25 protein-coding genes are annotated in these 26,443 nt (G+C 61.3%); 12 read left to right on the forward strand and 13 right to left on the reverse strand.

Annotated elements, in window-relative coordinates:
- Nucleotides 1-12: 12 nt before the first annotated feature.
- A complete protein-coding gene (locus tag ACFSM5_RS09665; RefSeq protein ID WP_379876127.1) occupies nucleotides 13-585 on the reverse strand; it encodes a class I SAM-dependent methyltransferase in 573 nt (190 codons plus the stop codon).
- Between the two features lie 73 nt (nucleotides 586-658).
- Here ACFSM5_RS09665 and ACFSM5_RS09670 point away from each other — a divergent pair, with 73 nt between their 5' ends.
- Nucleotides 659-1,147, forward strand: a complete 489-nt coding sequence (locus ACFSM5_RS09670) for a class I SAM-dependent methyltransferase (protein ID WP_379876128.1) — start codon at nucleotides 659-661, stop codon at nucleotides 1,145-1,147.
- Between the two features lie 2 nt (nucleotides 1,148-1,149).
- On the opposite strand, the gene ACFSM5_RS09675 is transcribed toward ACFSM5_RS09670, so the two are convergent.
- From ACFSM5_RS09675 to ACFSM5_RS09710, 8 genes are read right to left on the reverse strand one after another with little or no spacing between them, the layout of a single operon-like run.
- Complete coding sequence (locus ACFSM5_RS09675) at nucleotides 1,150-2,028, reverse strand: ABC transporter permease (protein ID WP_379876129.1); 879 nt, start codon at nucleotides 2,026-2,028, stop codon at nucleotides 1,150-1,152.
- On the reverse strand, nucleotides 2,025-2,966 hold the full coding sequence (locus ACFSM5_RS09680; RefSeq protein WP_379876130.1) for an ABC transporter permease: 942 nt from the start codon (nucleotides 2,964-2,966) through the stop codon (nucleotides 2,025-2,027). Before ACFSM5_RS09680 ends, ACFSM5_RS09675 begins: the two co-directional genes overlap by 4 nt.
- A 51-nt stretch (nucleotides 2,967-3,017) precedes the next feature.
- Nucleotides 3,018-4,526, reverse strand: a complete 1,509-nt coding sequence (locus ACFSM5_RS09685; RefSeq protein ID WP_379876131.1) for an ABC transporter substrate-binding protein — start codon at nucleotides 4,524-4,526, stop codon at nucleotides 3,018-3,020.
- Between the two features lie 36 nt (nucleotides 4,527-4,562).
- On the reverse strand, nucleotides 4,563-5,627 hold the full coding sequence (locus ACFSM5_RS09690) for an ABC transporter ATP-binding protein (protein ID WP_379876132.1): 1,065 nt from the start codon (nucleotides 5,625-5,627) through the stop codon (nucleotides 4,563-4,565).
- Entirely contained in the window at nucleotides 5,624-6,586 is a 963-nt protein-coding gene (locus ACFSM5_RS09695; protein ID WP_379876134.1) for an ABC transporter ATP-binding protein, read from the reverse strand. The genes ACFSM5_RS09690 and ACFSM5_RS09695 overlap by 4 nt, the downstream gene beginning before the upstream one ends.
- Before the next feature lie 6 nt (nucleotides 6,587-6,592).
- Nucleotides 6,593-8,401 (reverse strand): gamma-glutamyltransferase family protein, encoded by a 1,809-nt coding sequence (locus tag ACFSM5_RS09700; protein WP_379876135.1) that lies wholly within the window; start codon nucleotides 8,399-8,401, stop codon nucleotides 6,593-6,595.
- An 11-nt stretch (nucleotides 8,402-8,412) separates the two neighbouring features.
- Nucleotides 8,413-9,237: a sulfite exporter TauE/SafE family protein gene (locus ACFSM5_RS09705; protein ID WP_379876136.1), complete on the reverse strand. Its 825-nt coding sequence runs from the start codon at nucleotides 9,235-9,237 to the stop codon at nucleotides 8,413-8,415.
- Between the two features lie 6 nt (nucleotides 9,238-9,243).
- Nucleotides 9,244-9,948 (reverse strand): GntR family transcriptional regulator, encoded by a 705-nt coding sequence (locus ACFSM5_RS09710; RefSeq protein ID WP_379876138.1) that lies wholly within the window; start codon nucleotides 9,946-9,948, stop codon nucleotides 9,244-9,246.
- Between the two features lie 356 nt (nucleotides 9,949-10,304).
- Between ACFSM5_RS09710 and ACFSM5_RS09715 the strand changes: the two genes are divergently transcribed.
- Genes ACFSM5_RS09715 through ACFSM5_RS09735 form a run of 5 tightly spaced genes read left to right on the forward strand, consistent with a single transcriptional unit; the run spans nucleotide 10,305 to nucleotide 17,301 of the window.
- Nucleotides 10,305-12,170 (forward strand): ABC transporter ATP-binding protein, encoded by a 1,866-nt coding sequence (locus ACFSM5_RS09715; RefSeq protein WP_379876139.1) that lies wholly within the window; start codon nucleotides 10,305-10,307, stop codon nucleotides 12,168-12,170.
- A gap of 60 nt (nucleotides 12,171-12,230) precedes the next feature.
- On the forward strand, nucleotides 12,231-13,766 hold the full coding sequence (locus ACFSM5_RS09720) for an ABC transporter substrate-binding protein (RefSeq protein ID WP_379876140.1): 1,536 nt from the start codon (nucleotides 12,231-12,233) through the stop codon (nucleotides 13,764-13,766).
- 15 nt (nucleotides 13,767-13,781) lie between these two features.
- Nucleotides 13,782-14,705 (forward strand): ABC transporter permease, encoded by a 924-nt coding sequence (locus tag ACFSM5_RS09725; RefSeq protein WP_379876141.1) that lies wholly within the window; start codon nucleotides 13,782-13,784, stop codon nucleotides 14,703-14,705.
- A gap of 1 nt (nucleotide 14,706) precedes the next feature.
- The gene (locus tag ACFSM5_RS09730; RefSeq protein ID WP_379876142.1) at nucleotides 14,707-15,561 is read left to right on the forward strand and encodes an ABC transporter permease; all 855 of its coding nucleotides are present in this window, start codon (nucleotides 14,707-14,709) and stop codon (nucleotides 15,559-15,561) included.
- Nucleotides 15,562-17,301, forward strand: a complete 1,740-nt coding sequence (locus ACFSM5_RS09735) for a M14 family metallopeptidase (protein ID WP_379876143.1) — start codon at nucleotides 15,562-15,564, stop codon at nucleotides 17,299-17,301. It abuts the gene before it with no gap.
- 132 nt (nucleotides 17,302-17,433) lie between these two features.
- Here ACFSM5_RS09735 and ACFSM5_RS09740 read toward each other — a convergent pair whose 3' ends face one another.
- Together ACFSM5_RS09740 and ACFSM5_RS09745 are read right to left on the reverse strand one after the other, a co-directional pair.
- A complete protein-coding gene (locus ACFSM5_RS09740; protein WP_379876144.1) occupies nucleotides 17,434-18,957 on the reverse strand; it encodes a methyl-accepting chemotaxis protein in 1,524 nt (507 codons plus the stop codon).
- A 167-nt stretch (nucleotides 18,958-19,124) separates the two neighbouring features.
- Complete coding sequence (locus ACFSM5_RS09745) at nucleotides 19,125-19,541, reverse strand: tautomerase family protein (RefSeq protein ID WP_379876145.1); 417 nt, start codon at nucleotides 19,539-19,541, stop codon at nucleotides 19,125-19,127.
- A 117-nt stretch (nucleotides 19,542-19,658) separates the two neighbouring features.
- Here ACFSM5_RS09745 and ACFSM5_RS09750 point away from each other — a divergent pair, with 117 nt between their 5' ends.
- Genes ACFSM5_RS09750 through copM form a run of 3 tightly spaced genes read left to right on the forward strand, consistent with a single transcriptional unit; the run spans nucleotide 19,659 to nucleotide 21,251 of the window.
- Entirely contained in the window at nucleotides 19,659-20,501 is an 843-nt protein-coding gene (locus ACFSM5_RS09750) for a LysR substrate-binding domain-containing protein (protein WP_379876146.1), read from the forward strand.
- 45 nt (nucleotides 20,502-20,546) lie between these two features.
- Nucleotides 20,547-20,858: a hypothetical protein gene (locus tag ACFSM5_RS09755; protein WP_379876147.1), complete on the forward strand. Its 312-nt coding sequence runs from the start codon at nucleotides 20,547-20,549 to the stop codon at nucleotides 20,856-20,858.
- Nucleotides 20,859-20,900: 42 nt separating this feature from the next.
- A complete protein-coding gene (gene copM / locus ACFSM5_RS09760) occupies nucleotides 20,901-21,251 on the forward strand; it encodes a CopM family metallochaperone (protein WP_379876148.1) in 351 nt (116 codons plus the stop codon).
- 3 nt (nucleotides 21,252-21,254) lie between these two features.
- Here copM and ACFSM5_RS09765 read toward each other — a convergent pair whose 3' ends face one another.
- On the reverse strand, nucleotides 21,255-21,701 hold the full coding sequence (locus ACFSM5_RS09765; RefSeq protein WP_379876149.1) for a MarR family winged helix-turn-helix transcriptional regulator: 447 nt from the start codon (nucleotides 21,699-21,701) through the stop codon (nucleotides 21,255-21,257).
- A gap of 63 nt (nucleotides 21,702-21,764) precedes the next feature.
- Here ACFSM5_RS09765 and ACFSM5_RS09770 point away from each other — a divergent pair, with 63 nt between their 5' ends.
- The 3 genes from ACFSM5_RS09770 to ACFSM5_RS09780 are packed head-to-tail and all read left to right on the forward strand — an operon-like array spanning nucleotide 21,765 to nucleotide 23,801.
- A complete protein-coding gene (locus ACFSM5_RS09770) occupies nucleotides 21,765-22,499 on the forward strand; it encodes a DUF899 domain-containing protein (protein ID WP_379876150.1) in 735 nt (244 codons plus the stop codon).
- Nucleotides 22,500-22,528: 29 nt separating this feature from the next.
- On the forward strand, nucleotides 22,529-23,011 hold the full coding sequence (locus ACFSM5_RS09775) for a DUF1579 domain-containing protein (RefSeq protein ID WP_379876151.1): 483 nt from the start codon (nucleotides 22,529-22,531) through the stop codon (nucleotides 23,009-23,011).
- A gap of 19 nt (nucleotides 23,012-23,030) precedes the next feature.
- Nucleotides 23,031-23,801 carry a VOC family protein gene (locus ACFSM5_RS09780; protein ID WP_379876152.1) on the forward strand — a complete coding sequence of 257 codons (771 nt, stop codon included), beginning with the start codon at nucleotides 23,031-23,033 and terminating at the stop codon, nucleotides 23,799-23,801.
- Between the two features lie 115 nt (nucleotides 23,802-23,916).
- Here the strand turns inward: ACFSM5_RS09780 and ACFSM5_RS09785 are convergent, their stop codons facing one another.
- Complete coding sequence (locus ACFSM5_RS09785; protein ID WP_379876153.1) at nucleotides 23,917-26,253, reverse strand: ATP-binding protein; 2,337 nt, start codon at nucleotides 26,251-26,253, stop codon at nucleotides 23,917-23,919.
- Between the last annotated feature and the right edge of the window lie 190 nt (nucleotides 26,254-26,443).

The raw sequence follows: 26,443 nt of genomic DNA on the forward strand, positions 1-26,443 counted from the left end.
AGGGGCTCTCCGTTACCGGGCCAGGAACAGATGCCAGGTCGTTCCCTTGGCATTGCTGACCAGTTTGCAGCTGTCGATCAGGTCCCATTCGGTTCCGGCCAACGCTTCTTCAACCTGGGCCAACTGTCTGGCAGCGCCGCCGGACTGTTTGACGTAGAGCGAGACGACCATTGCTCCTTCGGGCGTCAGGAACTTCTTATAGCGCGCCATCTCGGCTGCCGGATCATCTGCGAAAAAAAGGACCTCGTTGAAGAGAATCGCGTCGAATTTACCCTGCGGCTGATAGGACTGCAGATCGGCACAGGCGAGTTCCCCGCCCACCGGCAAACCACGGAAGCGATCCAGCGCTTCCTGGGCCAAGTCCACCCCGACATAACGGGAGATCTTGGTAACCGGCAGATAATCCATCAATACGCCATCGCCACATCCGATATCGAGCAGACTACCCGGCTTCAGGACCTGGGCCAGGTAAGCCGAAACGATACCGTAGCGAGGCACTTCCCGCATGGCATGGAGGAAATTCCAGCGACCGTCACGATATTCCCGATCCCACAAAGCTGCCTGAGATTGCTCGTTAACGCTCATCACCCTATCCCTTTGACCTTATTGGCGGCTATTAGAGTTGGAAGCGTCCGAGTAAGCAAGAGGAGCCAGCCTTATGTCGCGTCTGAATGCCGTCATCGCCCGACTGACCGCCCAACGGGATTGCCTCGACTGGCTCGCCACGCAACTGCCCGACCTGACCGCCCCGATCCTGGAACTGGGTCTGGGTAACGGGCGTACCTACGACCATCTGCGCATCCTGTTCCCGAAGGCCCCCATCTATGTCTTCGAGCGGGAAGTCGGCGCACATCCAAGCTGTATTCCGCCCGAAGAGAAGCTGCTGCTGGGTGATTTCCGCGACACCATTCCGACAGCGATGGATCGGATCGGCGCACCGGCGGCCTTTGCCCACGCAGACTTCGGTGATGGCAACCCGGAGCGAACCGGCAAGCTGGCGGATTGGCTCAGCAGCGCCCTCGATCCCCTACTCGCGCCCGGCGCCTGGATCATTACCGATCAGAAGATGACAAACCCGACCTGGATATCGATCGCCCCGCCGAAAGATGTTCCGGCAGGGCGTTATTTCATGTGGCGCAAGCCCTAGGGCTATCCCTTATGGCGCGGGTCCAGCGCATCGCGCAGGCCATCGCCCAAAAGGTTGAAACACAAGACCGTGATGAAGATCGACAGGCCCGGGTAGATCGTCATCCAGGGCGCCTGCGTCAGGAAGTTCTTGGCGGTATTCAGCATCGACCCCCAGCTGGGTGCCGGTGGCTGCTGACCAAGCCCCAGGAACGATAGCGACGCTTCGGCGATGATCGCGCTGGCAATCGTCAGGGTCGCCTGCACCATCAGTGCCGGGACGATATTCGGCAGGATATGCTTCACCGCGATGCGCCAAGCAGGATTTCCGACCGCACGAGCGGCCTCGACAAAATCTTCCACCTTAACCGCCTGCACGGCGGCGCGGGTCAGGCGCACGAAGATCGGCATGGCCGATATACCAATGGCGATCATCGCATTCGTGAGGCTCGGCCCCAGGAATGCGGCCATGGCAATGGCAAGGATCAGGAACGGGCACGCCAGCATGGCATCGGTCATGCGCATCAGAATGCCGTCGATCCAGCCACCGGCGTAACCAGAAAGCAGGCCGATGGGAACGCCCAGGCCGATGGCGAGCGCCACGGACACCACACCGGCCATCAGCGAGGCGCGAGCGCCATAGATCACGCGCGAGAGGATATCGCGTCCCAAATCATCCGTGCCGAACCAATACATGGCGCTAGGAGCCTTGCGCACCGCGCCCCAGCTGGTCTTGGCCGGATCGAAGGGCGCGAAGAAATCGGCCCCGACCGCGACGATGATGAAGAACAGCACGACGACGAGGCCGACGACGGCCCCCTTGCGCTTGAAAAGGCGACGGATCGCCTGCACGAAGGGGCTGCGGACCGGGCGGGCATCCGCCTTTGCAGTGATGGCGGTCATCCACGCATCCTCGGATTGACTAGGAAGTAAGCGATATCGGCCAACAGGTTCAGCAGGATATAGGCCGTGGCGGTGCAGAGCACGACGCCCTGGACGACCGCATAATCGCGGTTAAAGACGGCATCGACGATCAGCTTGCCGAAACCGGGAATGGAGAAAATCTGCTCGGTCAGTACCGCGCCCGACAACAGTTGGCCGAACTCCAAAGCGCCGAGCGTGATGACCGGCACCGCCGCATTACGCAGCGCGTGCTTCACGATCACCACCCGCTCGAACAGGCCCTTGGCGCGGGCGGTGCGGATATAGTCGCTTGAGAGAACCTGCAGCATGGCGCTGCGGGTATGACGCATGAAGACTGCGGCGATGCCGGTACCCAGCACAAAAGCGGGCATGATCATCGACATCAGGTTCTTACCCAGATCCTCGCTCGGCGGCGTATAGCCCGACGCTGGAAACCAGCCCAGTTCAACCGAGAAGAACAGGATCATCATGATCCCAAGCCAGAAATTCGGAACGGAGAGACCGGCAAGCCCGATCACATTGGCAAGGTAATCGACCCATTTACCGTTATAGAGCGCCGACAGGATCCCGGCGGGAACCCCGATCAGCAACGCCACCAGCATGGCCCAGCAGGCAAGCTGAAAAGTAACAGGCAGCTTCTGCACGATCAGTTCGGCAACCGGCTGCTTGATCCGGATGGATTCGCCGAAATCACCAACCAGCACCCCACTGATCCAGCGCAGATACTGCATCGGCAGCGGCTCATCGAGATGATATTGCGCGCGGATTTCAGCCAGAACGGTTGGATCGCGCTCCTCGCCCGCCATCGCCAATGCGGGATCGCCGGGCAACATCTGCTGCAGCCCGAAAATCAGGATTGAGACAAAGATGACCGTCGGTACCAGCACGGCAAGACGGCGGACGAGAAAACGCAACATCAGGTGGTCGACGCGGGGGATCGCCCCGCGCCGCCTCTTAGCAAGACAATACTAATTGAGCTTCAGGTTGGTGAAGCGCACCAGACCGTCGGGATATTCCTTGAAGCCAGTGACCTTGTTGTTGAAGGCCCACAGCCACTTCTGGTGATAGAGGTAGATGAAGGGGCGTTCACGCAGGGTCACATCCGCGATCTCTTCGTAGGCCTTGCGGCGCACGGCAAGCGCTGTGGTCTCGCGACCCACCTTCAGCATCTCGTCGACCTTCGCATTGGAATAACGGCCATCGTTCTGACCGGCCCCCGTGGCGATGAAGGAATAAAGATTGCCGTCCGGATCCGTGCGGCCCGACCAGCCCTGGATATAGAGCTCGAAGTCGCCCTTTTCAGCCAGTTGCAGCGAGGTCGCAAATTCGGTCGACTGGATCTTGACGTCGAAGCCCGACTCGGCGGCCATCGCCTGGATGATCTGGGCGACCTGCTGGTTTTCGGTGGTGGTGGTGGTCATCAGATTGACGACGACCGGAGTTGCCACACCGGCTTCCTTCAGCAGAGCCTTAGCCTTGTTCACGTCGCGCTGCGGCACCGGGAACTTCTTGACGTAGTTCGGGTTGGTCGGCGCCAGCCACTGGTTGCCGCCCATGAACTCGCCGTTGGAGACGACCTGCACGATGGCATCGCGATCAAGCGACAGCTCGAAAGCCTCACGGACTTTTTCATTCGAGCCAATGACCGACTTGGCGCGTTCGCCATTGTTGGTATTGATGCGGATCGCGCGATAGCCCAGCTCGGTGATCTGGCCCAGCTTCAGCTTGCTGTCCTTCTTCACTTCGGCAACGTCGGTCGGCGACACGCGCTCGATCATGTCGAGCTGACCAGCCTTCAGGTTGGCAAGCTTGACCGAGGCATCGGTAAACGGACGGAACTCGATCCGCTTGATGGCAATGTCCTTGGCATCCCAGTAATTGTCGAACTTCTCGACGACGATACGGTCCTGGGCGACACGCTCGACGAACTTATAGGGACCGGCGCAGACCGGAGCCGAAGAGAATTTGTCGCCCAGCGCCTTACCGGCCTTGGGCGAGATCATCATGCCGGCGCGGTCGGTCAGGGCCGCCAGCAGCGGCGCAAACGGCGCCTTCAGGTTCAGCTTCACCGTCAGCGGATCGATAACATCGACCGTGGAGATCGAGGCGATTTCCGCACGGCGCTGCGAGCCCTGCATGGTCAGGTGGCGTTCGATATTATACTTCACCGCTTCCGCGTCGAACTTCTCACCATCGTGGAAGGTAACGTTCGGGCGCAGCTTCATGGTCAGCGACTTGGCATCATCGCCCCAGGACCATTCGGTTGCCAGCTGCGGCACCACGGTCAGATCCGGGGTGATGTCCATCAGCTTGTCGCAGAGGGCACCGAAGACGATACGGCCGACGAAGGTACGGGCAGTCGTCGGATCCAGCGCATCGGGATCGTCCGACAGGCCGAAGCGCAGCGTCTGCGCCCCAACCGGAGCGGCTGCCAGCAGCGACAATGCCGCACTGGCCATCAGGAACTTACGTAACATTCAAAGTCTCCCCTATTTTGAATCAGTTAAGTTCGATCAAGCAGCGCTTTGCTTCGTCACAAAGCGGGCTTGCAGACGTTTGAGACGTTCGGCGCCGGGGCCTCTCCCTTCCTCGGGCAGAACCGATATCGGCGGCAGTTCATCCGCGCGGATGCAGGCAACCCGATGAGCATCGCCAGCCAGCGGCGGCACGGCGGCCTTGCAGACCTCCACCATCGATGGGCAACGGGTATGGAAGGCGCAGCCGGGCGGCGGGTTGATGGGGCTAGGCACATCGCCGGTCAGGATCACGCGCTGACGGCTGGCATCGGGCGTCGGCACCGGGATGGCCGACAACAGCGCGCGGGTGTAGGGATGGCGGGGATTCGCGAACAGTTCCTCGGTAGGGGACAGTTCAACGATGCGACCGAGGTACATGACCGCCACCCGGGTCGCGATATGGCGCACTACCGCCAGATCATGGGCGATGAAGACGACCGTCAGCCCCAGCTTGGCCTGGAGGTCCTTCAGCAGGTTCAGCACCTGAGCCTGCACCGATACGTCCAGCGCCGACACAGCCTCGTCGGCCACGATCAATTCCGGATTGGCGGCCAGGGCGCGGGCGATACCGACGCGCTGACGTTGACCACCAGAAAACTCGTGCGGATAACGCAGATGGGCTTCGGGACGCAGACCGACCAGCGACAGCAACTCGGCCACCCGCTCCTTGCGCTTATTCGCCGGAACGCTTCCATGCAGCAGCAGGGGTTCCGTCAGGGTCTCGCCGACCGTCATGCGCGGATTGAGGCTGGCGAACGGGTCCTGGAAAACCAGCTGCATGTCACGCCGCAGGCTTCGCAGGCTCTCACCCTTGGTGGTGGTGATATCCTGGCCGCGGAATTCGATATTCCCCGAGGTCGGGTCGATCAGGCGCAGCAACACGCGGCCCAGGGTGGATTTCCCGCAGCCGCTTTCCCCGACGATGCCCAGCGTCTCGCCCTTTTTCAGCTCGAACGAGACATCGCTGACGGCGCGGACAAAACTCAGCGGCTGACCGAACAGGCCGCGCTTAGCCGGGAAATGTTTGGTTAGGTTGCGGGCTTCCAGCAAAGTCTCGGTCATAGCGGTGCTTTCCAGCAGGCGACCCGATGGCCGGGGACGATCTCTTTCAACGGCGGCACGCTCTCGCACTCGGCATCGCCGAAGGGGCAACGGGGCGAGAATTTGCAGCCCGGCGGCGGGTTCAGCGGGTCCGGCACCGTGCCTTCGATGGCCGCAAGGCGGTCCTGCTTGTCATCCAGGCGCGGGATCGAACCCAGCAGACCGATCGTATACGGATGATGCGGTTCATCAAAGAGACGGCTTACCGGCGCCTCCTCCACCACCCTGCCCGCGTACATCACGACGACGCGGTCCGCCATCTCGGCGATAACACCGAGATCGTGGGAAATCAGCAGGATCGCCGTGCCGGTATCGCGCTGGAGATCGCGCAGCAGATCCAGGATCTGCGCCTGAACGGTCACGTCCAGCGCCGTTGTCGGCTCGTCCGCGATCAGCAGCTTGGGTTTGCAGGCCAGCGCCATCGCGATCATAGCGCGCTGACGCATGCCGCCCGACAGCTGATGGGGATATTCATCGACGCGCCGTTCGGGGGCCGAGATGCGCACATGGCGCAGCATCTCGATCGCCTCATTACGCGCCTCGGCCTTGGTCAGGCCCCGGTGCCGGATCAGGCCTTCCATGATCTGATCGCCGATGGTGTAAGCCGGATTGAGGCTCGTCATCGGTTCCTGGAAGATCATGCCCAGCCGATTGCCGCGCAGGTCCAGCATCTCGCGGCGCGAGAGCTTGGTCAGGTCCCGGCCTTCGAAGCGAATCTCCCCGCCCGCAATCCGACCCGGCGGCTGAGGGACAAGCCCCATGATGGCAAGCGACGTGACCGACTTGCCGCAGCCGCTTTCGCCGACGATGCCGAGCGTCTTGCCTGCCTCGACCTGGAAGGAGACGCCATCGACGGCGCGGAACTCCCCGCCGTCGACCGCGAAATAGGTCTGGAGGTTATCGACTTCGAGAAGCGCCATCGCCCCTTAGCGCCCCACCGCATAGCCCTGCATGCCGCGCGGGTTCGCACCCGCCTTCAGCACGCGGCCGTCTTCGGCATCTTCGATCCCGCAGGCGCAGAGGCGCCCTTCGGACCAATCGTCGCCCACCGCAACCTTATGGCCGCGAGCCTTGAGCGCGTCGAGCGTCGACGCCGGATAGCGGCCTTCCAGGCCCAGGTGCCCAGGCTTGGAGGGACGCGGGTAGAAGCTGGAGGGGAAGTGCTCGGTATGGAACGCCGGGCTGTCGATGGCGGCCTGGAGATTCTCGCCCGCATGCACATGCTTCAGGAAGAACTGCAGCGACCATTGGTCCTGCTGATCACCACCCGGCGTGCCGAAGGCCAGCGCGGGCTTGCCGTCTTTGAGCGCCATGGACGGGGTCAGCGTGGTGCGCGGACGCTTCTTGGGCGTTAGGCTGTTCGGCAGACCTTCGTCCAGCCAGAACATCTGCGCACGGCTCCCCAAGCAGAAGCCCAGTTCCGGGATGATCGGGTTCGACTGCAACCAGCCGCCCGACGGGGTGGCCGAGACCATGTTGCCCGCCTTGTCGATCACATCCACATGGCAGGTATCGCCGCGCACGACGCCCTTGGCATTGGACTGACCGTCAAGGCTCATGACCGTCGGCTCGCCTACGGTCGCATCGCGGTTGGCGCCTTCCTTGGCGCTGGCCATCTTGGCATTGAGGCCATCGGGCGTACCCGGACGGATCTCCATCGACGCCATCTCGCCGATCAGGCCGCGACGCTGGGAGTTGTAGGCATCGGACAGCAGCGCCGCCATCGGCACATTCACGAAATCGGGATCGCCGTACCAGGCTTCGCGGTCGGCAAAGGCCAGCTTCATGGCTTCGGTGACCGTATGGATGAATTCCGGCCCGGTCGGCGCCATGGCGTCGAGGTTGAAGCCCTTCAGCAGCGCCAGCGTCTGCAGGAACACCGGCCCCTGGCTCCAGGGACCGCATTTGGCTACCGTCCAGCCATGGTAATCATAGGTCAGCGGGGTCTCGTAGGTTGCCGACCAGTCGGCCATGTCCTGACCGGTCAGGAAGCCCTTATGGCGACGGCCAGAGCTGTCCATGACCTCCTGGGTGCGGGCGAACTTGTCGACCGCTTCGGCGACAAAGCCCTGGTAGTACTCCTTGCGGGCCGCATCCACCTTGCTTTCCCGCGAACCCGGCGCCTGCTTAGCAGCGTTGCCCAGCTTCTCATAGGTATCGGCCAGCACGGGATTACGGAACAGGCGGCCATTCTTGGGCAGATCGCCGTTCGGCAGATAGACAGCGGCCGAGGTCTTCCATTCCGTCTCGAACAGTTCGCGCACGGTCGCGATGGTATTGGCGATACGCGGCACCGCCGGATAACCATGGCGGGCGTAATAGATCGCGGGTGCCAGCGCCTCATCCAGGCCGATGGTGCCATAGTCGCGCAACATCAGCGCCCAGGCGTCGAACGCACCCGGCACACAGGGCGCCAGCTGACCCGAACCCGGCACCAGATTGAGGCCAAGCGCCAGATAGGCTTCAATGTTGGCCGCCGCCGGGGCCGGGCCCTGGCCGCAGATCACGCGCATCTCGCGTTCCTGCTCGCTCCAGATGATCGCGGGCATATCGCCGCCCAGACCATTCAGATGCGGCTCCACGACCTGGAGCACGAAGCCTGCGGTCACTGCGGCATCGAAGGCGTTGCCACCCTTTTCCAGGCACGCCATCGCCGCCTGGCTCGCCAGCCAATGGGTGGAAGATACGACCCCGAAGGTGCCCCGGATCTCGGGCCGAGTGGTGAAGCCGCTCATTTTACAATCCTCTAGGTCAGAAGGCCGTAGAACATGCGCACCGCCGTAATGGCGAGGAACAGCGCGAAGGCGCGCCGCAGCCAGGTGCGATTCATCGTGTGGGCAAGCTTCGCGCCGACCGGGGCCAACCACATGGAGGTCGGCAGGATCAGCAGCGTCGCCGGAATATTGATGTAGCCGAGGCTATAGGGTGGCAGCCCCGCCTTGCCCCAGCCGGTCAGGATGAAGCCGAGGGCGCCCGGAATACCGATGATGAAACCGATAGCCGCCGCCGTGCCGACCGCGCGGATGATCGGATAGCCATAGAGGCTGAGGATCGGCACCGAAAGCGTCCCGCCGCCGATGCCCATCATCGCGGAAACCGCGCCGATGAAGCCCGCCAGCGTATGTTTGCCGACACCGCGCGGCAGATCGTTGGCGATACGCCAGCTTTCCTTGCCAAACGCCATATGCAGGGCAACGACGGTCGCGATGGTGGCGAAGACGGCCGACAGCTCCGGCCCCTTCACATAACCCGCGACGGCGGTGCCGACGATGACGCCAACGAAGATCGCAGGCCCCCAGCTTTTCAGCAGGGCATCATCGACCGCACCCCGCTTGCGATGGGCGCCAATGGATTTGGCCGAGGTGGCGATGATGGTCGCAAGGCTGGTGCCGACCGCGACATGCATGCGCACATCTTCCGGTACGCCCAGTTCGGTCAGTACATGGAACAGCACTGGCACGATCACGATACCGCCGCCGACGCCAAGCAGGCCTGCGATCAGACCGGCCACGGCCCCGACCGCCAGCATCACAACTGCCAAAATCGCAAGATATTCCGGACTTACCGCCATTATTCTCTACTCTGCCGGTTCTGTTTCGGATGGGAGGGCGACCGGAGTCGCCGACTTTGCAAAAAATTCCGCCGATGCCCCGCCAGCCTTGGCCAGATGCCCCTGCATGGCCCGCCAGGCCCCCTCGCCGTCCCCTTTCAGGATCGCGGCAACCAGGGTCTGATGTTCGGCAAAGCTCTGCTCGATACGGCTCTTGTGGCGGAACTGGGCGCGCCGGTACGGCGTCGTCTGCCCCCGTAGACGCGCCACGGCATCCACCAGAAACTCATTCCGCGCGCCCTCATGGATCAGGGCGTGAAGCTGGCGATTGAGGCGGTCATAGCCATCGAAATCGCCCGATTTGACCATCGCGATGCTGTTCTCATGCAGCGCGGCTAGCCTTTCGCGCTGATCCAACGTCATCCGCAGCGCCGCATGCCGCGCGCAGGCGGCTTCCAGATCGGCGACCGCTTCGAACATCGAGGCCAGCCGCTCGGGCGAAACCTGACTGACGAAAACACCGCGATGAGGCTTTGCTTCAGTCAGCCCCATGACGGCCAGTTGCTTCAGGGCTTCGCGAATCGGGGTACGGGACACACCGTAGCGCTCGGCGAGTCCATGCTCGTCAAGTCGCACGCCCGGCGCAAACGTGCCCAGCAGAATTTCGTCCGCCAGGCGCTCGCGCACTTCGTCGGTAATCGTGCTGCGTTTCAGCACTGTCACGTCCGCCACCCCTTTGACCCTTCCCGACCGTTCGCTCTTATGGCGAAACTGTGGCCGGTTGATATGCATATTGCATACAATTTCCGGCAGACCAAGTAGCGAATCGACGGCACTGCCAATTAAATAAGCCGCTAAAAAACTAGCTAAATTTTGTGCAGATCCTGCGCGTCGGCTCACACAACCCCGGATACCGGGTTGTTTTTGTAATTAAATTCCGATTTCTGGCCGATTGGTCAAAGTTTCTTATCGGCACGCCAAAGCGCGGCTTTGCGTAAAGACGTTGACAGAATATCGACAATTTAATGATGATCCAACGATATCGGGCGCCGTGATGCGTCCCGCCGAAAACACGAGGAGACCATTAAATGGGGCAAGCGGACGATCAGGCATCGGGCTCTGCGCCCTTGCTGTCCCTACGTTCGCTGTCGATCGAATTCCAGACCGAGTCCGGCCCTTTGCGGGCGGTGCAGGATTTAAGTCTCGAAGTTTCTCCCGGCAAGACTCTGGCCATCGTCGGTGAAAGCGGCTCAGGCAAATCGGTCACTTCCCTCGCTATTCTGCGCCTCACCGACCATACCGGCGGCAAGATCGCCGGTGGCCGCATGTTGTTCCGGCGCGAAAACGGCTCGACGGTCGATCTATCGACCCTGGATGAGGCGTCGATCCAGCAGATCCGCGGCAACGAGATCGCGATGATCTTTCAGGAGCCGATGACCAGCCTCAATCCGGTCTTCACCATCGGCGATCAGATCGCAGAGGCGATCATTCTGCATCGCGGCATCTCGCGCAAAGAAGCGCGGGCCGAAGCTCTGGCACTGCTGGAGAAAGTCCGCCTGCCGGATGCCGATCAGATGCTGGACCGCTACCCTCATCAGCTGTCCGGCGGGATGCGCCAGCGCGCCATGATCGCCATGGCGCTGTCCTGCCGTCCCAAGCTGCTGATCGCGGACGAGCCGACGACCGCCCTCGATGTCACCATTCAGGCACAGATCCTGAATACGATCCGCGAGCTTCAGGCCGAATTCGGCACCGCCGTGATCTTCATCACCCATGACATGGGCGTGGTGGCGGAAATGGCCGACGATGTCGTCGTCATGTGGCGCGGTCGCAAGGTCGAACAGGGGCCGGTGTCGGAGATCTTCGCCACCCCTAAACATCCCTATACCAAGGCGCTGCTATCTGCCGTGCCGCGCCTCGGCAGTCTCACCGGCCAGCCCCTACCCAAACGCACCCCGCTGATCGTTATGGACGGCGAAGCTCAGCGCACCATCGGCAGCGAACAGATCCTCGACACGGCCGACTATAAGGCGCCGATCTTAAGCGTGCGCGACCTCACCACCCGCTTCACCATCAAGAAAAACCTGCTGGGTCAGGCGACCCACAACGTCCATGCGGTGGAGAAAGTCTCCTTTGATCTCTATCCCGGCGAAACCCTGGCGCTGGTCGGCGAATCGGGCAGCGGCAAATCCACCATCGGCCGCACCATTCAGCAGCTGGTGCAATCGACGTCCGGCAGCATCAGCTTCGAAGGCCGCGACCTTGCCAGCATGAGCAAGGGTGAGCTGCGCAGCTTGCGCCAGCAGATCCAATATATCTTCCAGGATCCCTTCGCCTCGCTCGATCCCCGCCGCACGGTGGGCTTTTCCATCGCCGAGCCGATCCACACCCATAAGCTGCTGGAAGGCAAAGCGGTCGAGAAGCGGGTGCATGAACTGCTGGAGCAGGTAGGGCTCAAGCCCGAACATGCCCGGCGCTACCCCCACGAGTTTTCCGGCGGCCAGCGCCAGCGCATCTGCATCGCCCGCGCCCTTTCCTGCGATCCCAAACTGATCATCGCCGATGAAAGCGTCTCCGCCCTCGATGTCTCAATCCAGGCGCAGATCATCGATCTGCTGATGGAACTGCAGCAGCGGCGCAAGCTCGCCTACCTCTTCATCACCCACGACATGGCCGTGGTGGAGAAGATCAGCCACCGGGTCGCCGTGCTCTATATGGGTCAGATCGTCGAGATCGGCCCCCGACCGGCCGTACTGGAAACGCCCCGGCATTCCTATACTCAGAAGCTGCTGTCCGCGGTGCCGGTGCCTGAGCCCGGCCGCCATGTAGACCGTCGCCTGATCACCGGCGAAATCCCCAGCCCGGTCAGGAAGGCCGGGGACGAACCGACGCTGAACCAGATGATCGAGATCGCGGGCGGCCATTGGGTCGCAGCCGAATCCCGAACCCCCTAAGGCTTCCAGAACAACAAGGGCGGTTTGCGCCCGAAATTCACAGGAACAGAGGAGAATTACGTGACACGCTTCACCCCCGCCCTCACCGCCCCCGCTCTAACTGTATGGGCGCTAGCCGCCACGGCCCTGGTTTCGCCGGTTTCGGCCTTCGCCGCTGGCACCCTGACGGTTGCTCAGCCGCAGGATCCGGGTTCCTGGGATCCCATCGACACCTTCGTCGTCAATTGGTCGACGGTTGCCGAGAATGTCTTCGACGGCCTGATCCGCCGCACCCCCGATATGAAGCTGGTCCCCGGCCTCGCCACCTCCTGGGAAGTGCGCGAGAACAACACCAAGATCCGTTTCAAACTGCGCGAGGGCGTGACTTTCCATAACGGCGAGAAGTTCGATGCTTCGGTCGTGAAATACAGTTTCGAACGCCTGCTCGGCCCGGAAGGCGCCAAGGGTCCGCAGCAGTCGAACTACAACGCCATCGGCAGCGTCGAGATCATCGATGCGAACACCGTCGATCTGGTGCTGAAGCGCGCAGACCCCGTGCTGCTGACCAAGCTGGCCGGTTATGGCGCCATGATGGTGCCGCCGAAGTATATCGCCGAAAAGGGTGAGGATTTCTTCAACGCCAATCCGGTCGGCACCGGCCCCTTCAAGATGACCGCCTATGAGCCGAAGGTCAACGTCACGCTGGAACGGTTCGACGGCTTCTGGGGCGATAAGGCCAAGCTGGACAAGGTGATCCATCGCTTCATCGCTGAACCGGCAACCGCCTCTGCCGAACTGCAGGCTGGCCGCGTCGACATCTTCGACAACGTCCCGGTGTCGCTGGTCCCGACCATCGCCAAGGATCCGAAGCTGACCGTTGCCAGCGTCACCGGCCCGACCGTGAACGCCGCCCGCTTCAACACCCAGCAGGGCATCGCCAAGGACGTCAACGTCCGCAAGGCGCTGATCATGGCCGTCGACCGCGACACCATCGTGAAGCAGATCCTGCAGGGCCACGCCAAGAGCATCGTCAGCTTCCAGGCCGACATCTCCTTTGGCTATGACCCCGCCCTGAAGGCTGTTCCCTTCGACCCGAAGACCGCCAAGGAACTGCTGACCAAGGCAGGCGTGAAGCCCGGCACCGAACTGCAGTTCGACATCCGCGGTTCCGACGCCACCTTCCGCGAAGTAGCCCAGGCTGTTGCCGGTTACCTCCAGGCCGTCGGTATCAAGGTCAACCTGAAGCCCTATGAAACCAACGTGCTGATCAACGAGATCATTCCGAAGGGCAAGGCGGGTGAAATGTACCAGAACGCCTGGGGCGGCTGGACCTTCGACTACGACAATACCGCCTACCTGATGTACCACACGGGCGAGCATTGGAACGCCAACTACTCCAACCCCAAGATCGATGCCCTGCTGGAAGCTCAGCGCGCCACCTACGATGTGGCTGTGCGTGAGAAGACCCTGCGCGAGGTAGCGGCAGCCGTGGCCGACGAGGCCCTGGAAATTCCGCTCTATAACCTCAACACGATCTATGGCGTCTCCAAGCGGGTGAAGGGCTTCGTTCCGCCCTCCGACCGCCGCTTCCGCCTGAACGAAGTCACTGTCGACTAACGAGCGCATCCGGTCATGGTCAGTTTCCTCATAAAGCGTCTGGCACAGGCAGCCTTCGTGGTGCTGGCCGTGACCTTGCTCGTTTCCTATGCCGTGCGGCTATCCGGCGACCCTGCGATCATGATGACACAGGGCGCCGGTAGCTTCACCGCACAAGATCTTGAAAATATTCGTAAAGCCCTGGGTATCGATCAGCCCTTCGGCGTCCAGTACACCAATTTCCTCAAGGGGCTGTTTGTCGGCGATTTCGGCAAAAGCTTCTTTGGCGGAACTTCGATCAACCTCTTGATCGGAAAGGCTTTACCGGCAACGCTGATGCTGGCTGTCACCTCGCTGTTCCTGGCGTTGCTGCTGTCGATCCCGCTCGGCATCCATTCGGCCGTGCATCGCGGCCGCTGGCCCGATCAGGTGATCCGTATCTTCTCGCTGATCGGCCTCTCCTTCCCGAATTTCTGGCTGGCCGTGATGATGGTGCTGGTCTTCGCGATCCAGCTTGGCTGGCTGCCACCCAGCGGCGCGGATGGCCCCGAAAGCATCATCATGCCCGCCTGCACCATGGCGATCATCCTGACGGCCACCAACGTCCGTCTGGTCCGCACCTCGATGCTGGACACCCTGTCGGCGCAATACATCATGGTCGCGCGCTCCAAGGGGCTGAAGGAACGCATCGTCCTCTACAAACATGCCCTGCGAAACAGCGCCATTCCGCTGATCACCTATGTCGGGGTGCAGTTCGGCAATCTGGTCGGCGGCATCGTCGTGGTGGAGCGCGTGTTCAACTGGCCCGGCATGGGCAGCCTCGCCTTCGAAGCCGTGGGCGCCCGCGATTATCCCGTGCTGCAGGCGGTCATCACCGTGCTGGCCCTGATGATCGTCTCCGTCAACCTGATCATCGACATCGTCTACGGGCTTGTCGATCCGCGCATCCGGACCGAATAGCATGAGCAGCGCAACCATCCGTCCACGCTGGGTTCGCCGCCTGCGCAGCCTTGAATTCATTGCGGGCATGGCCCTGGCCGGCAGCATGATCCTGGCCGTGCTCTTCTCCGGCCTGATTTTCCCCGGTGGCGGCGAAATGATGGATCTGACCGCGCGTCTGGTGCCGCCCTTCGAAAGCTGGGCCCATCCGCTGGGCACCGACCCCATTGGCCGCGACGTGCTGGAGCGCGTGGTGGTTGGTGGCAAGATCTCGCTGACCGTCGGTTTCCTGTCCGTGCTGGGATCGATGGTGGTCGGCACGATCATGGGTCTGATCGCGGGTTATTATCGCGGTTTCTGGGACATGCTGGTGATGCGCTTTGCCGATATCCAGCTGGCCCTGCCCTTCATCCTGCTGGCGATCACCTTCACCGCGATCCTGGGCGCCGATCTTTATAAGCTGATCCTGTTCATGATCATCTCGCAGTGGGTGCAATATGCCCGCCTGATGCGGGCCAGCGTGCTGTCCTTGCGCGAGCGCGAGTTCGTGTTGTCGGCCCGCTCCTTCGGCGTGCGCGATATCCGCATCCTCTTCCAGCACATCCTGCCGAATGGTTTCGGTCCGGTGCTGATCCTGGTGATGCTGAATGTCGCCAATAACATCCTGCTGGAAAGCAGCCTGACCTTCCTGGGCCTGGGCGTCGACCCGCTGATCCCAAGCTGGGGCGGCATGCTGGCCGACGGGCGCACCTATATGCAGTCCGCGTGGTGGATCAGTGTCTTTCCGGGCATCGCCATCATGTTGACCGTGCTGGGGCTCAATCTGCTGGGCGACTGGCTGCGCGATATTCTCGATCCGACCGCGAAGGTTCTTTAGATGACCACACTGCTCGACATCCGCGTTCCCCGCACCCTCGACGGCCTGGTCGAGCGCCTGGCCGACCAGAAGGGTGCGACGGTCGAGATCTGGACCTTCGACGATGCGCCGTCCCGCGCGGCCTATACGCGCCGCCTTGCCGATGTGGGGATCAAGGCGATCCTGCGCAGCGCCTATAAGCCGCTGTTGCATTTCTTCCTGGAGGAAGTCGGCCAGGGCGACCTCGCCTCCGCCGCAATCCGCTATCCCGTTCATGCAGAGGCGGCAGAGCGCCGATTTTTGTCTGAAGCCTATCCGCTGGCAGCCCTGCTGCCCCGCACAGCCCTGACGTTCGAAGCCGGTATCGCTAATCTGACCTATGAAGTCGGCATGAGCGATGCCGCTGGGCGGTCCTGCATGCATCCGGTCTTTGCCCCCAACCGGATCACGACCGACCATCTGGATCAGACCGTCCTGGCTCCCACCGGCTGGCTGCGCATTACGCCCGAGGGCGCCGATGTTCCCACCGTCGATGTCGCCCTGGAAACGGATTTCGAGATCCTCTTCAACCGGATCATCGCGGCCCTGCAGACCCATCCCTGGGGCAAGCAGGAACCCTATTTCAAGCGGCTCGATATCAGCGTCGACATGCCGGGCGAAGATCGACCGCTGCCCTATCAGGACGAAGTCGTCAGCCTGCGCGAAGCCCTGCATGAGGAGCTGTATTTCTCGGCGCTAGAGGTCTTCAAGCGCCATTCCGGCAAACCCGCCGACGACCGCACCCTCCAGCCTGGGCAGATCGTTCCCAATATCCGCCAGTCCAGCGGCGCCATCCGCGCAACGGTTTCCTTGGGTGGCTTCATGGAAGAAGCCCTCGCGCCCGTGTCGGACCATTCGCTGGCCGATAGCCATGCGCCGCTCGATACCGGCCGCATCCGCCAGGAACTGCATGCGTTGGGGGGCGAGAGCTTCTCCTCGACCTCCGTCATCGGCCGTCCGGTCGAAGGACGACTCTTCCCCGGCAACGCACCGGGGGTGCTGGTCTCCGCTGCGCAGCATGCCAACGAGACCTCGGGCATCGTCGGCCTGCTCCGCGCAGCCCCGCAGCTGCTGGAACGCGGCGAGGATAATATCGGCTTCATCGCCCTGGAGAATCCGGACGGCTATGCGATGCATCGCGAGCTGTGCCGCGACAATCCCCGCCACATGCATCATGCCGCGCGCTATACCGCGCTGGGCGACGATCTGGAATATCGCGCGGGCGAACCCTATTACGAGCGTGGCGCCCGTCTCGAGGCTTTCAAGCGCCTGAACGCGCGCCTGCACATCAATCTGCACGGCTATCCGGCGCACGAATGGACCCGGCCGTTGACGACATATCTGCCCCGCGGGTTCGAGCTTTGGAGCATCCCCAAGGGCTTCTTCCTGATCCTGCGCCACCATTCCGGCCTCGAAGCCCAGGCCGATGCGCTCATCCAGGAACTGACCACGCGCCTTGCCGCTTCACCGGCCCTGTCCGCCTATAATGCCGAACAACTGGCGACCTATCGCACCCATGCGGGTGAGGTGCAGTTCCCCGTCTATAACGGCATTCCGTGCCTCGTTTCGGTGAACGACACCCAGGGAGTGCCGTTCACCCTGATCACCGAATATCCGGACGAAACCGTCTATGGCGACGCCTTCCGCCTTGCCCATACGACCCAGATGGAAACGGTACTGAATGCCGTCGACATCTTCCGGCGGCTTGAGAGCAACGCGTAAAACACTTCGTCATCCCGTGGCTCGACCACGGGATCTCCTCCGGGAGCCTATCCATTTTTTACCCCGACAGCGCGAAAACGCCCCGGAGGAGACCCCGGGATCAAGTCCCGGGGTGACGGCCTTAATTCCCCCTCACGCCGCAGCGATTGATCCGACAAAGGCGTTCACTTCCCGCGTCAAGTCCTGCCCCTGCTGCGACAGCGACCGGATCTGGTCCAGCACATCGCGGGAGGCGGAGCGGTTCTCCGACACCTCGCCCGACACCCGGCCGATGCTGATCGTGACGTCATCGACAGCCCGCGAGGCCTCGCTGATGTTGCGGGCAATCTCGGATGTCGCGGCCCGTTGCTGTTCGACGGCACCGGCGATGGATGAGGTTACGTCGCGTACCTGATCGAACACCCGCACCACTTCGGCGATTTCACCCGCCGAGGTCTGGGTTTCGCTTTGGATATTGGCGATCCGGTTCGCAATCTCCTCCGTCGCCTTCTGGGTCTGGGAGGCCAGTGCCTTCACTTCCGAGGCGACAACGGCAAAGCCTTTACCCGCCTCGCCCGCACGGGCAGCCTCAATAGTAGCATTGAGGGCCAGGAGGTTTGTTTGGCTGGCGATATCATTGATCAGCCCGACAACCGATCCGATTTCCTGAGCCGAAACGGACAGCGCACGCACGCGCTCGGTCGCGCTGGCGATGGCGGAACTGGCCCCGGCCATAAAGCGCGAGGTATCCCCTACCTGCCGCGAAATCTCGCTGATCGAGGCAGTATACTCTTCGGTCGCCGACGCCACTGTCTGAACGTTCGAGGACATTTCTTCGGCCGATACCGACACTGCCCCAGCAAGCTCAGTCATGCTGTCCGCCGATTTTGCCATCGTCTGAGTACGCCCGCCAACGGCCGAGACGGCAGAGTTCAAAGTCACGACGATACTGCCGACCTTGCCTTCAAAATGCTTGGCGAGATCCTGCAGCGTCTGCTTGCGGGTAGCTTCAGCTTCGGCGCGCAGACGCTCTTCCTGATCCAGCATGCCCTGGTGCCGGGCCTCTTCCTCTGCGGCGCGATCCTGTTCCGCCCTGATCATCTGGCGCCGCCAGCCGAACAGGATATTGGCGAGAAACCCGAAGGAAATCAGGATCGCCACCAGACCGCCTGTCGACACCAGGATATCGAGCGTTCCACGGCGGGCCGAGGACGCTGAAGCATCCGCTACAATCGTGTCCACCAGCTTGGTCAGATCATCCAGCCCTTCAGCGAACTGGCGCTTGGCCGACCGATAGCTCTCGCCTGCCAGCAGTTTTTGCGCATCCTCTAGTTTTCCCGCCTTGGCAGCGTCAAAGGCCTTGGTCTCGATATCGACCATCGTGTTGTTGGCCGCATTGATTTTCTTTTCCGCCGACGCCCGACGTTCCGGCCCGACATAGTCCATCGCATCGGCAATCGCGGCATCGATCATCGGAACGGCTTCATCATAAGCCTTCTGAAACTCCGGCTTACCGCTATAGGCCGCCAGAGTCACCGCATCGGTCAGGCGCTGATCGCTGAGGCTTAGACGCTTGACGATATCGATGCCCGTCCCGGTTCGCGCCAGTGCTTCCTTACCGGTGGATCGGGTAACAAAACCGCTCTGGATCAGAACCCCCAGGACAGAAAGGCTCACGATCACGGCCGCCGCAAAGGCGCGGTAAGGAAATTTCGGGGCTCCGGAAATTGCTGTCACGACGGTCTGTCTCCTGCAAGAAAAGCGCTTCGAACAGCGCTATTCGCGACAGCTTTCTCCCAAATTTCTTAAAAATTCGTTGAGTTATTCTTTGTTTTAAGATGATATTATTTTGATAATTGCTCATTTCCGCGTTGTTGAACTAACGTCATCGCAAAAATACCTCCGCCAACTGACCAGTCCGAGTAATCATTTTCATGCATGAAAATGAAAATATCGGCAGGTTTGACTGCGGCATGCTGCCCGAGGTTACGGGCAATCGCCGCATAAAGGTCGCGTTTCATGGCGTCGCTGCGCCCGCGACGGAGGGTTATTTCGACCACCACGACGCCGTCGGATCGGCTATGGCCGTTGAAGGTACGGCTGAAATAGAAGCTGTTGTCGTCGAATTCCTCGACCAGATTGAACAGCTCGTCGTCAGGCATGTTGATAGCTTCAACCAGGGCACGGTGGATACCATGGACGATGGCCTCCTTGACGGCATCGGAGGTGCCTTTGCGAATGGCGGTGCGGATGAACGGCATTAGAATTTCCTCACTTAGGGGTCCTACAGAACGCCCTAGAAATCGTCGTTTTGAGCCGCTTTGAAAAACGAGTTTTTTCACCCTCTATGTGCTAATTTCTCAAATATGAAACGCCAGTTGCCTCCGTTAAATGCCTTGCGTGCCTTTGAGGCGGCGGCGCGCCATGGCCGCATGAACGCCGCTGCCGATGAATTGGGCGTGACGCCGGGCGCGGTCAGCCGACAGGTCGCGCTGCTGGAAGAAACCCTCGGCATCACGCTATTTGCCGGAACCAAGGCAAAACCCGAGCTGACCGATGCCGCCAAGGCGCTGCTGCCGGGGCTGTCCGCCGCCTTCGACCAGATCGCCCAAACCGTTCAGCAGGCCCGGCAGGCAGCAGCTGAGACGCTGGACGTTTCTTGCCTCGGTACCTTTGCGTTGCGTTGGCTGATCCCTCGCCTGCATCGCTTCCAGGAGGCCGAACCGACCATCACCGTGCGCCTGACGCCAACCAGCGTTCCCGTCGATATCACGCGGGAGGGCTTCGACCTTGCGATCATGCTGGACAACGAGGGCCGGGGCGACTTGATGCAGGTGGAGTTATTCGGCGAGGAAATCGGGCTTGTGACCGCCCCTGCGCTGGCCGCCGGCCTTAAGATCGACAGCATCCTGCCGCGCCTTTCCACCCGCACACGCCCCGACGCCTGGAACGAATGGGCGCGGCTCGAGGGCGTGCTGCTGCCCGACAGCGGGGAGCGCGAGTTCCAGCATTATTATTTCACCCTGGAGGCTGCCGTGGCGGGCCTGGGGGTTGCCATCGCGCCCCGCCATCTGGTGGCCGAAGACATCCGCGCCGGGCGCCTGGCCGCGCCCTTCGGCTTCCGTGCCAGTGGCGGACGCTACGTCGCACGCCATCGCCGCCGCCCCTCGCCCGCCGTCCAGCGTTTTTGCGAGTGGCTGCGGCAAGAGGCCGCCGGATAGAGGCTTTGCCTTGTTTTTGCCGCGCAGGGGCGGTTAGCTGGGGGCATGGCTCGATGGGCAAAAACACTCCTGGTCGCAATCCGTATGATCGTCGCGGTGCTCGCGCTCGTCTTAGGCGGCCCGGCGATGCACGCAGCCCAGGCACAGCCGCCTTCCCATGAGCACCACCACGGGCAGGATCATTCCAAGGTTGCCCCCGTGGTAGCCGCCTGCCCCATGGTCTGCTGCCCCTGCCTGCCTAACGGGCCTAGCGTCTCGACGCCAGCCCTCATCCCGCTCGAGAGAGTCGATCCGGCGACCTTGGTTTTCACGACCCGCACTCTCTTGCCGCCGACACCGCCGCCGCGCGCGGTTTGATATCGACAGAAACTCAACGATGTCAAACCATTGGAGACTAAAATGATCCGTTTTTCGACGGCGATGCTGCTTGTCGCCCTATCCGCTGGCCCGGCCCTGGCACAGGACCATTCCCACCACCCGGCGTCGCCCGCCACGGCCGCATCGACACAGGGCTTTCAAGCGGCAAATGCGAAGATGCACAAAGACATGGATATCGCCTTCAGCGGTGACGCGGATGTCGATTTCATGCGCGGGATGATCGCCCATCACCAGGGCGCCATCGATATGGCCAAGGTGCAATTGCAGTACGGCAAGGATCCGATTGTCCGGCAATTGTCTGCAGACATCATCAAGGCGCAGGAGTCCGAAATCGCCATGATGCGCGACTGGCTGGCCAAAAAAGGCAAGTAGCGGCTAGGAGATAGCCCGCAGATCGGCCCGTAGGCGGTCGGGGTCGCCGCTCTCCAGCAGCGTCTCGACCGCCGCGTGGGTTTCCGTCCAGATCGGCAGAGCCCTTGTCAAAACCTCCCTGCCCGCCGATGTCAGAGACAGGAGTTTGGCGCGCCGATCACCGGGATCGACGGAAATAGACAGTAATCCCCGGCGCTCCAATGGCTTCAAAGCCGCCGTCAAGGTGGTGCGGTCCATGGCGAGAACGTCAGCGACCGAACTCATGCTGGCTGGCCCGGGGCGGTTCAGCGACATGAGCAGCGAAAACTGCCCATTTGTCAGCCCCACTGGGCGCAACCCATCGTCAAACCGGCGCGCCAGCGCCCGCGCCACCCGCTGCGCATGCAGACAGAGGCAGGTGTCGCGCACCAGCAGGGTCATCTCAAACGGAATGTCATTATTTTTTGACATGCCGATATTATGTTGATATCAACCCAACCAGTCAAGCCTATAGCGATAGACCGGAGGAAGCCGATGCAACCCCATACGATCGTTACCCGCGAAGAATGGCTGCAGGCCCGCAAGGCCTTACTGACAAAAGAAAAAGAGGAAACCCGCCTGCGCGACGAAGTGCGCGCCCAGCGGGAGGCCCTGCCCTGGGTCAAGGTCGATAAGGATTATGTGTTCGAGACACCGGCGGGCAGGAAGTCGCTGGCCGATCTGTTCGACGGCCGCAGCCAGTTGGTGATCTATCACTTCATGCTGGGGCCGGGCTGGGATGCTGGCTGCCCAGGCTGCTCGTTCCTGGCCGATCATCTGGACGGCACCTTGCCCCATCTCAACAACCACGATGTGACCCTGATGGTCGTCTCCCGCGCGCCATTGCCAGAGATCAAGACCTATCAGAAGCGCATGGGATGGGAATTTCCCTGGGTTTCGTCCTTCGGATCGGATTTCAATTTTGACTACCACGTCTCCTTCACCAAGGAGGATCTAGCCAAGGGCAGCGTCGACTACAATTATCGCCAGACGCCCAGCAAAGAGGCGCATGACGAACTGCCGGGTCTCTCCTCCTTCTACAAGGACGAGGCGGGCCGCGTTTATCACACCTATTCCTCCTACGCCCGCGGCGCAGAGGAGATCATATCCACCTTCATGATCCTCGATCGGGCGCCTAAGGGCCGGAACGAGGGGGAGATCATGGATTGGGTGAAGCGCCACGACGAATACGAGGCGCAGCCAAAAGCCAACAATTCCTGTTGTGCTTAAAAAACAATAACTTATCTGGGGAAGAGATAATGAAAGCCGAATTGCAGAACGAACACCGCTGGCTGGAACAACTTGTGGGGACCTGGGTTACGATCCATGAGACCCCCGAGATGGATGGCAATCCAGCCTCGAGCGTGGAATGGACCGAAACCATCCGCTCGCTGAACGGTGCATGGCTCGTCTTCGAAGCGTCGGGCCCCATGGGTCCGGGTGAAACCGGTGCCAGCGTGATGACGCTGGGCTATGACCCCGCCAAGCAGCGCTACATCGGCAATTGGGTCGGCACGATGATGACCCACATGTGGGTCTATAGCGGCAGCGTGGATGCCAGCGGCAAGGTGCTGACGCTGGATTGCGAAGGGCCGGATTTCGAAGATCCTAGTAAAACCCTGAAATATCAGGACATTCACACGATCAAAAGCAAGGATGTCCGCAATCTCACCTCCCGCTGCCAGCAGGCCGACGGCAGCTGGCAGGAAGTCATGACCATGGATTATCACCGCAAGAAATAGCCCTCGCGAGGAGAGCGTCATGATGCAAAATAAATTTGTCTGGTACGAACTGCTGACAACCGACACGACCGCGGCGGCCGATTTCTATGCCAAGGTCGTGGGCTGGCGTGCCGAACAGCAGACTATGACCGGCATGGCTTATACGATCCTGTCGATGGGGGAACACCCTATCGGCGGATTGATGGCACTACCGGAAGCGGCCAAGGCTCAGGGCGCCCCCCCTGGCTGGATGGGCTATATCGCCGTCGATGATGTCGATGCCGAAACGAAGAAGGTCCAGTCCAAAGGTGGCAAGGTCTATCAGCCGCCGGTAGATATTCCGAACGTCGGCCGCTTCTCGGTGGTCGCGGACCCGCAGGGCGCGCCGTTTTATCTGTTCAAAGGGTCGAACGAGCCGCCGCCGCCCTATCCGCCGATGGCTCCCGGTAATATCAGCTGGCATGAACTCCATGCCGGCGACCGGGAACCCGCCTTCGCCTTCTATGCCGATATGTTCGGCTGGCAGAAATCCGATGCCTTGGACATGGGACCGGAAGCTGGGATCTATCAGCTCTGGAGTTATAACGGCGGCGATGCCGTCGGCGGCATGATGACCAAGATGCCTACTCTGCCGATGCCCTTCTGGCTCTACTACATCGGCGTGCCGGACATCGACGTTGCCATCGAGACGGTGAAAGCCAACGGCGGCACCATCCTGTTTGGCCCGCAGGAAGTGCCGGGCGATGCCTGGGTCATTAATGCTCTCGATCCGCAAGGCGCTATGTTCGCCCTAGTGGGGATGAGGAAGTAAGTAGGGCTTCTCTTTTTCTTCGTCATCCCGGCCGAAAAGCCGGGATCCCTCTCCGGCCATACAGCTTGAGTGAGATCCCGGATCGAGTGCGGGGTGACGAGAAAAAGAGTGCCTCCTACCCGCGCAGCGCCTCGGCAATCTTCAGCCCCAACATGTCTAGGGTAAAGGGCTTCACGATCAGATTGACGCCCTGATCCAGTACGCCGTTATGGACGATGGCATTGCGGGTATAGCCGGTGGTGAACAGCACCTTCAGATCCGGCCGACGCTTCAGCGCCTCGTCCACCAGCTTGCGGCCATTGAGTTCCGGCATCACTACATCGGTGAAGAGCAGCCGTACCTTGGGTTCGGCGTCGAGGATCCGCAAAGCAGCGGCGGCGCTATTGGCTTCCAGCACGCGGTAACCTAACTCGCGCACGAGCTCCACAGTCGTAGCGCGCACGGCGTCATCATCCTCGACGATCAGGACCAGCTCGCCTTCGGCCGAAGTCTGCAACGGCACCTGCGCCCCTGGGGCTTCCTCGGTGTCCTCGCCAAAGAAGCGCGGCAGATAGAGCTTCACCGTCGTGCCAAGGCCCGGTTCGGAATAGATCTTGATATGCCCGCCGGACTGCTTGATGAAGCCATGCACCTGGCTTAGCCCCAGGCCTGTCCCCCGCCCATCGGGCTTGGTGGTGAAGAAGGGATCGAACGCCCGGCTCAGCACTGCAGGCGGCATCCCGGTGCCGGTATCGGTCACAGCCAGCAAGACATATTGCCCTGGCGTCAGATCGCCATGATCGGCGGCGTAGGCCTCGTCCAAATAGGCGTTAGAGGTTTCGATCGTCAGCTTACCGCCTTCTACCATCGCGTCACGCGCATTGACCGCAAGATTGAGGATCGCGTTTTCAAGCTGATTGGCATCGACATGGATACGCCAGGCCCCAGCCGCCAGCACCGTTTCCATGCTGACCAGTTCCGGCATGGTGCGCTTCAGCAGTTCGGACATGCCCTGGATCAGCTTGTTCGGCTCCACCGGCTTGGGCGAGAGCGGTTGCTGACGCGAGAAAGCGAGCAATCGCTTGGTCAACTGGGCCGCGCGATTGGCGCTGTCGATCCCGCCTTTGACCAACATTCCGATATTGGTGTCGCCCTTCGCCATCCGGCTTTCAATCAGGCTGAGACTGCCGAGGATTGCCGCCAGCATATTATTGAAATCATGGGCTATACCGCCGGTAAGCTGGCTCACGGCCTCGGATTTTTGCAGCTGCCGGACCCGCTCCTCCACATCTTCGCGCTGCTTCATTTCAGCGATCAACCGCGAGTTGGTGGCCTGGAGCTCGGCAGTGCGTTCCCTGACCTGATCCTCAAGCGTATTGTTCAGGCTCAACAGGGCTGATTCCGCAAGGTCGCGCTGCTCGGTCCGTTCGCGTAGTTTATCCGCCGCCCGTTTGAGGCTGACCCAGGCGCTATGGATTTCCTTGACCGACGTTGGGCGGATCTTGATCGGTTGCCCCTGTCCCAGCGCATCGGCACCGACCGCCAAAGCCTCGATAGGACGGGAGAACATCCGCGCTAGGATGATGGCGCTGCCGACCGAAATCACGAGCAATATCAAGCTGATGATCGCCACCAGTTTGACCGTCCGCACAACGGGCGCTTCAAGGTCGGTGATGGGAACCGAGATTCCGATGGTCCAGTTGGACAGGTCGGACCGGCTGAAGAAAGTCACCACCGGCTCGCCATTGAGGCTTTCCGCGATGATGCGCCCCTCGCGCCCCGGCGCCCGCATCATGGCGCCCTTGGACGGGGTCGCAACCGCAACATCATTATCGCGCGAACGCGCCACGATTATGCCATTGCCGTCGATAACCGCGGCGATCTCGCCCCCTTCGAGGTTCGAGCGCAGCAGAATGTCGGTGATATATTGGGTGGCGAGGCTGAGACTGAGGAAATAGGCGAGCTTATCGCCCTGCACTATTGGGGAAACCACGGCAAAGGACGGGCGGCGCACCTGAAGACCATGAAAAAGCTCCGACACCTCAACCCGCAGCGAGGATGCTACTCGCTCGTCGGTGGAGCGCAGGGCCGTTGCAGGCGGCAGGGGCTGCCCCCATTCGATCACATTGTTAAGCACCTGCTGGCTCTGCCGATTGCGCAGAACGACGATGGCGTTGCGGGCCGATCCGACCTGCTTGATATATTCGTGAAAGGACCGAAGATCCTGGGTTTCCAAAGCTGGGGCGCTGGCAAGCGCATAAAGTGTGTATTGAAGCCCCGCGAGTTCCCGATCGATGGCGGATTTAACGGTCCGCGCCTTTTCCTGCATGCTCGCTTCGCTGCGCGCGCGCTCAGCCTCCGCCCAACTGAAAAAGAGTACGGCTGCCAGGATCAAGACCGGGGCAACGATGATTGCAACCAGGATCGCAACATGAATCTGCGTGGAGAGCAGCGCTCGGCTTTTGGGGAACATCCCGACTTTCAATCCTGGCGTCATCAATTAGTGCACCAATAGACAGTAGCGACATGCCGAGCCTGGACGAAGCTTATTTATCCAACTTGCGAACCGCTCGCACTTCTGTCTATAAAAGCAGCGGCTGATACAGCCTGCCGCTCGCGCCCGATTTCGGGTTTGGTGAATGTATCTCACAAGATTTCGCCCT

The organism is Lacibacterium aquatile (assembly GCF_042683105.1).
Taxonomy (GTDB): Bacteria; Pseudomonadota; Alphaproteobacteria; order Elsterales; family Elsteraceae; genus Lacibacterium; species Lacibacterium aquatile.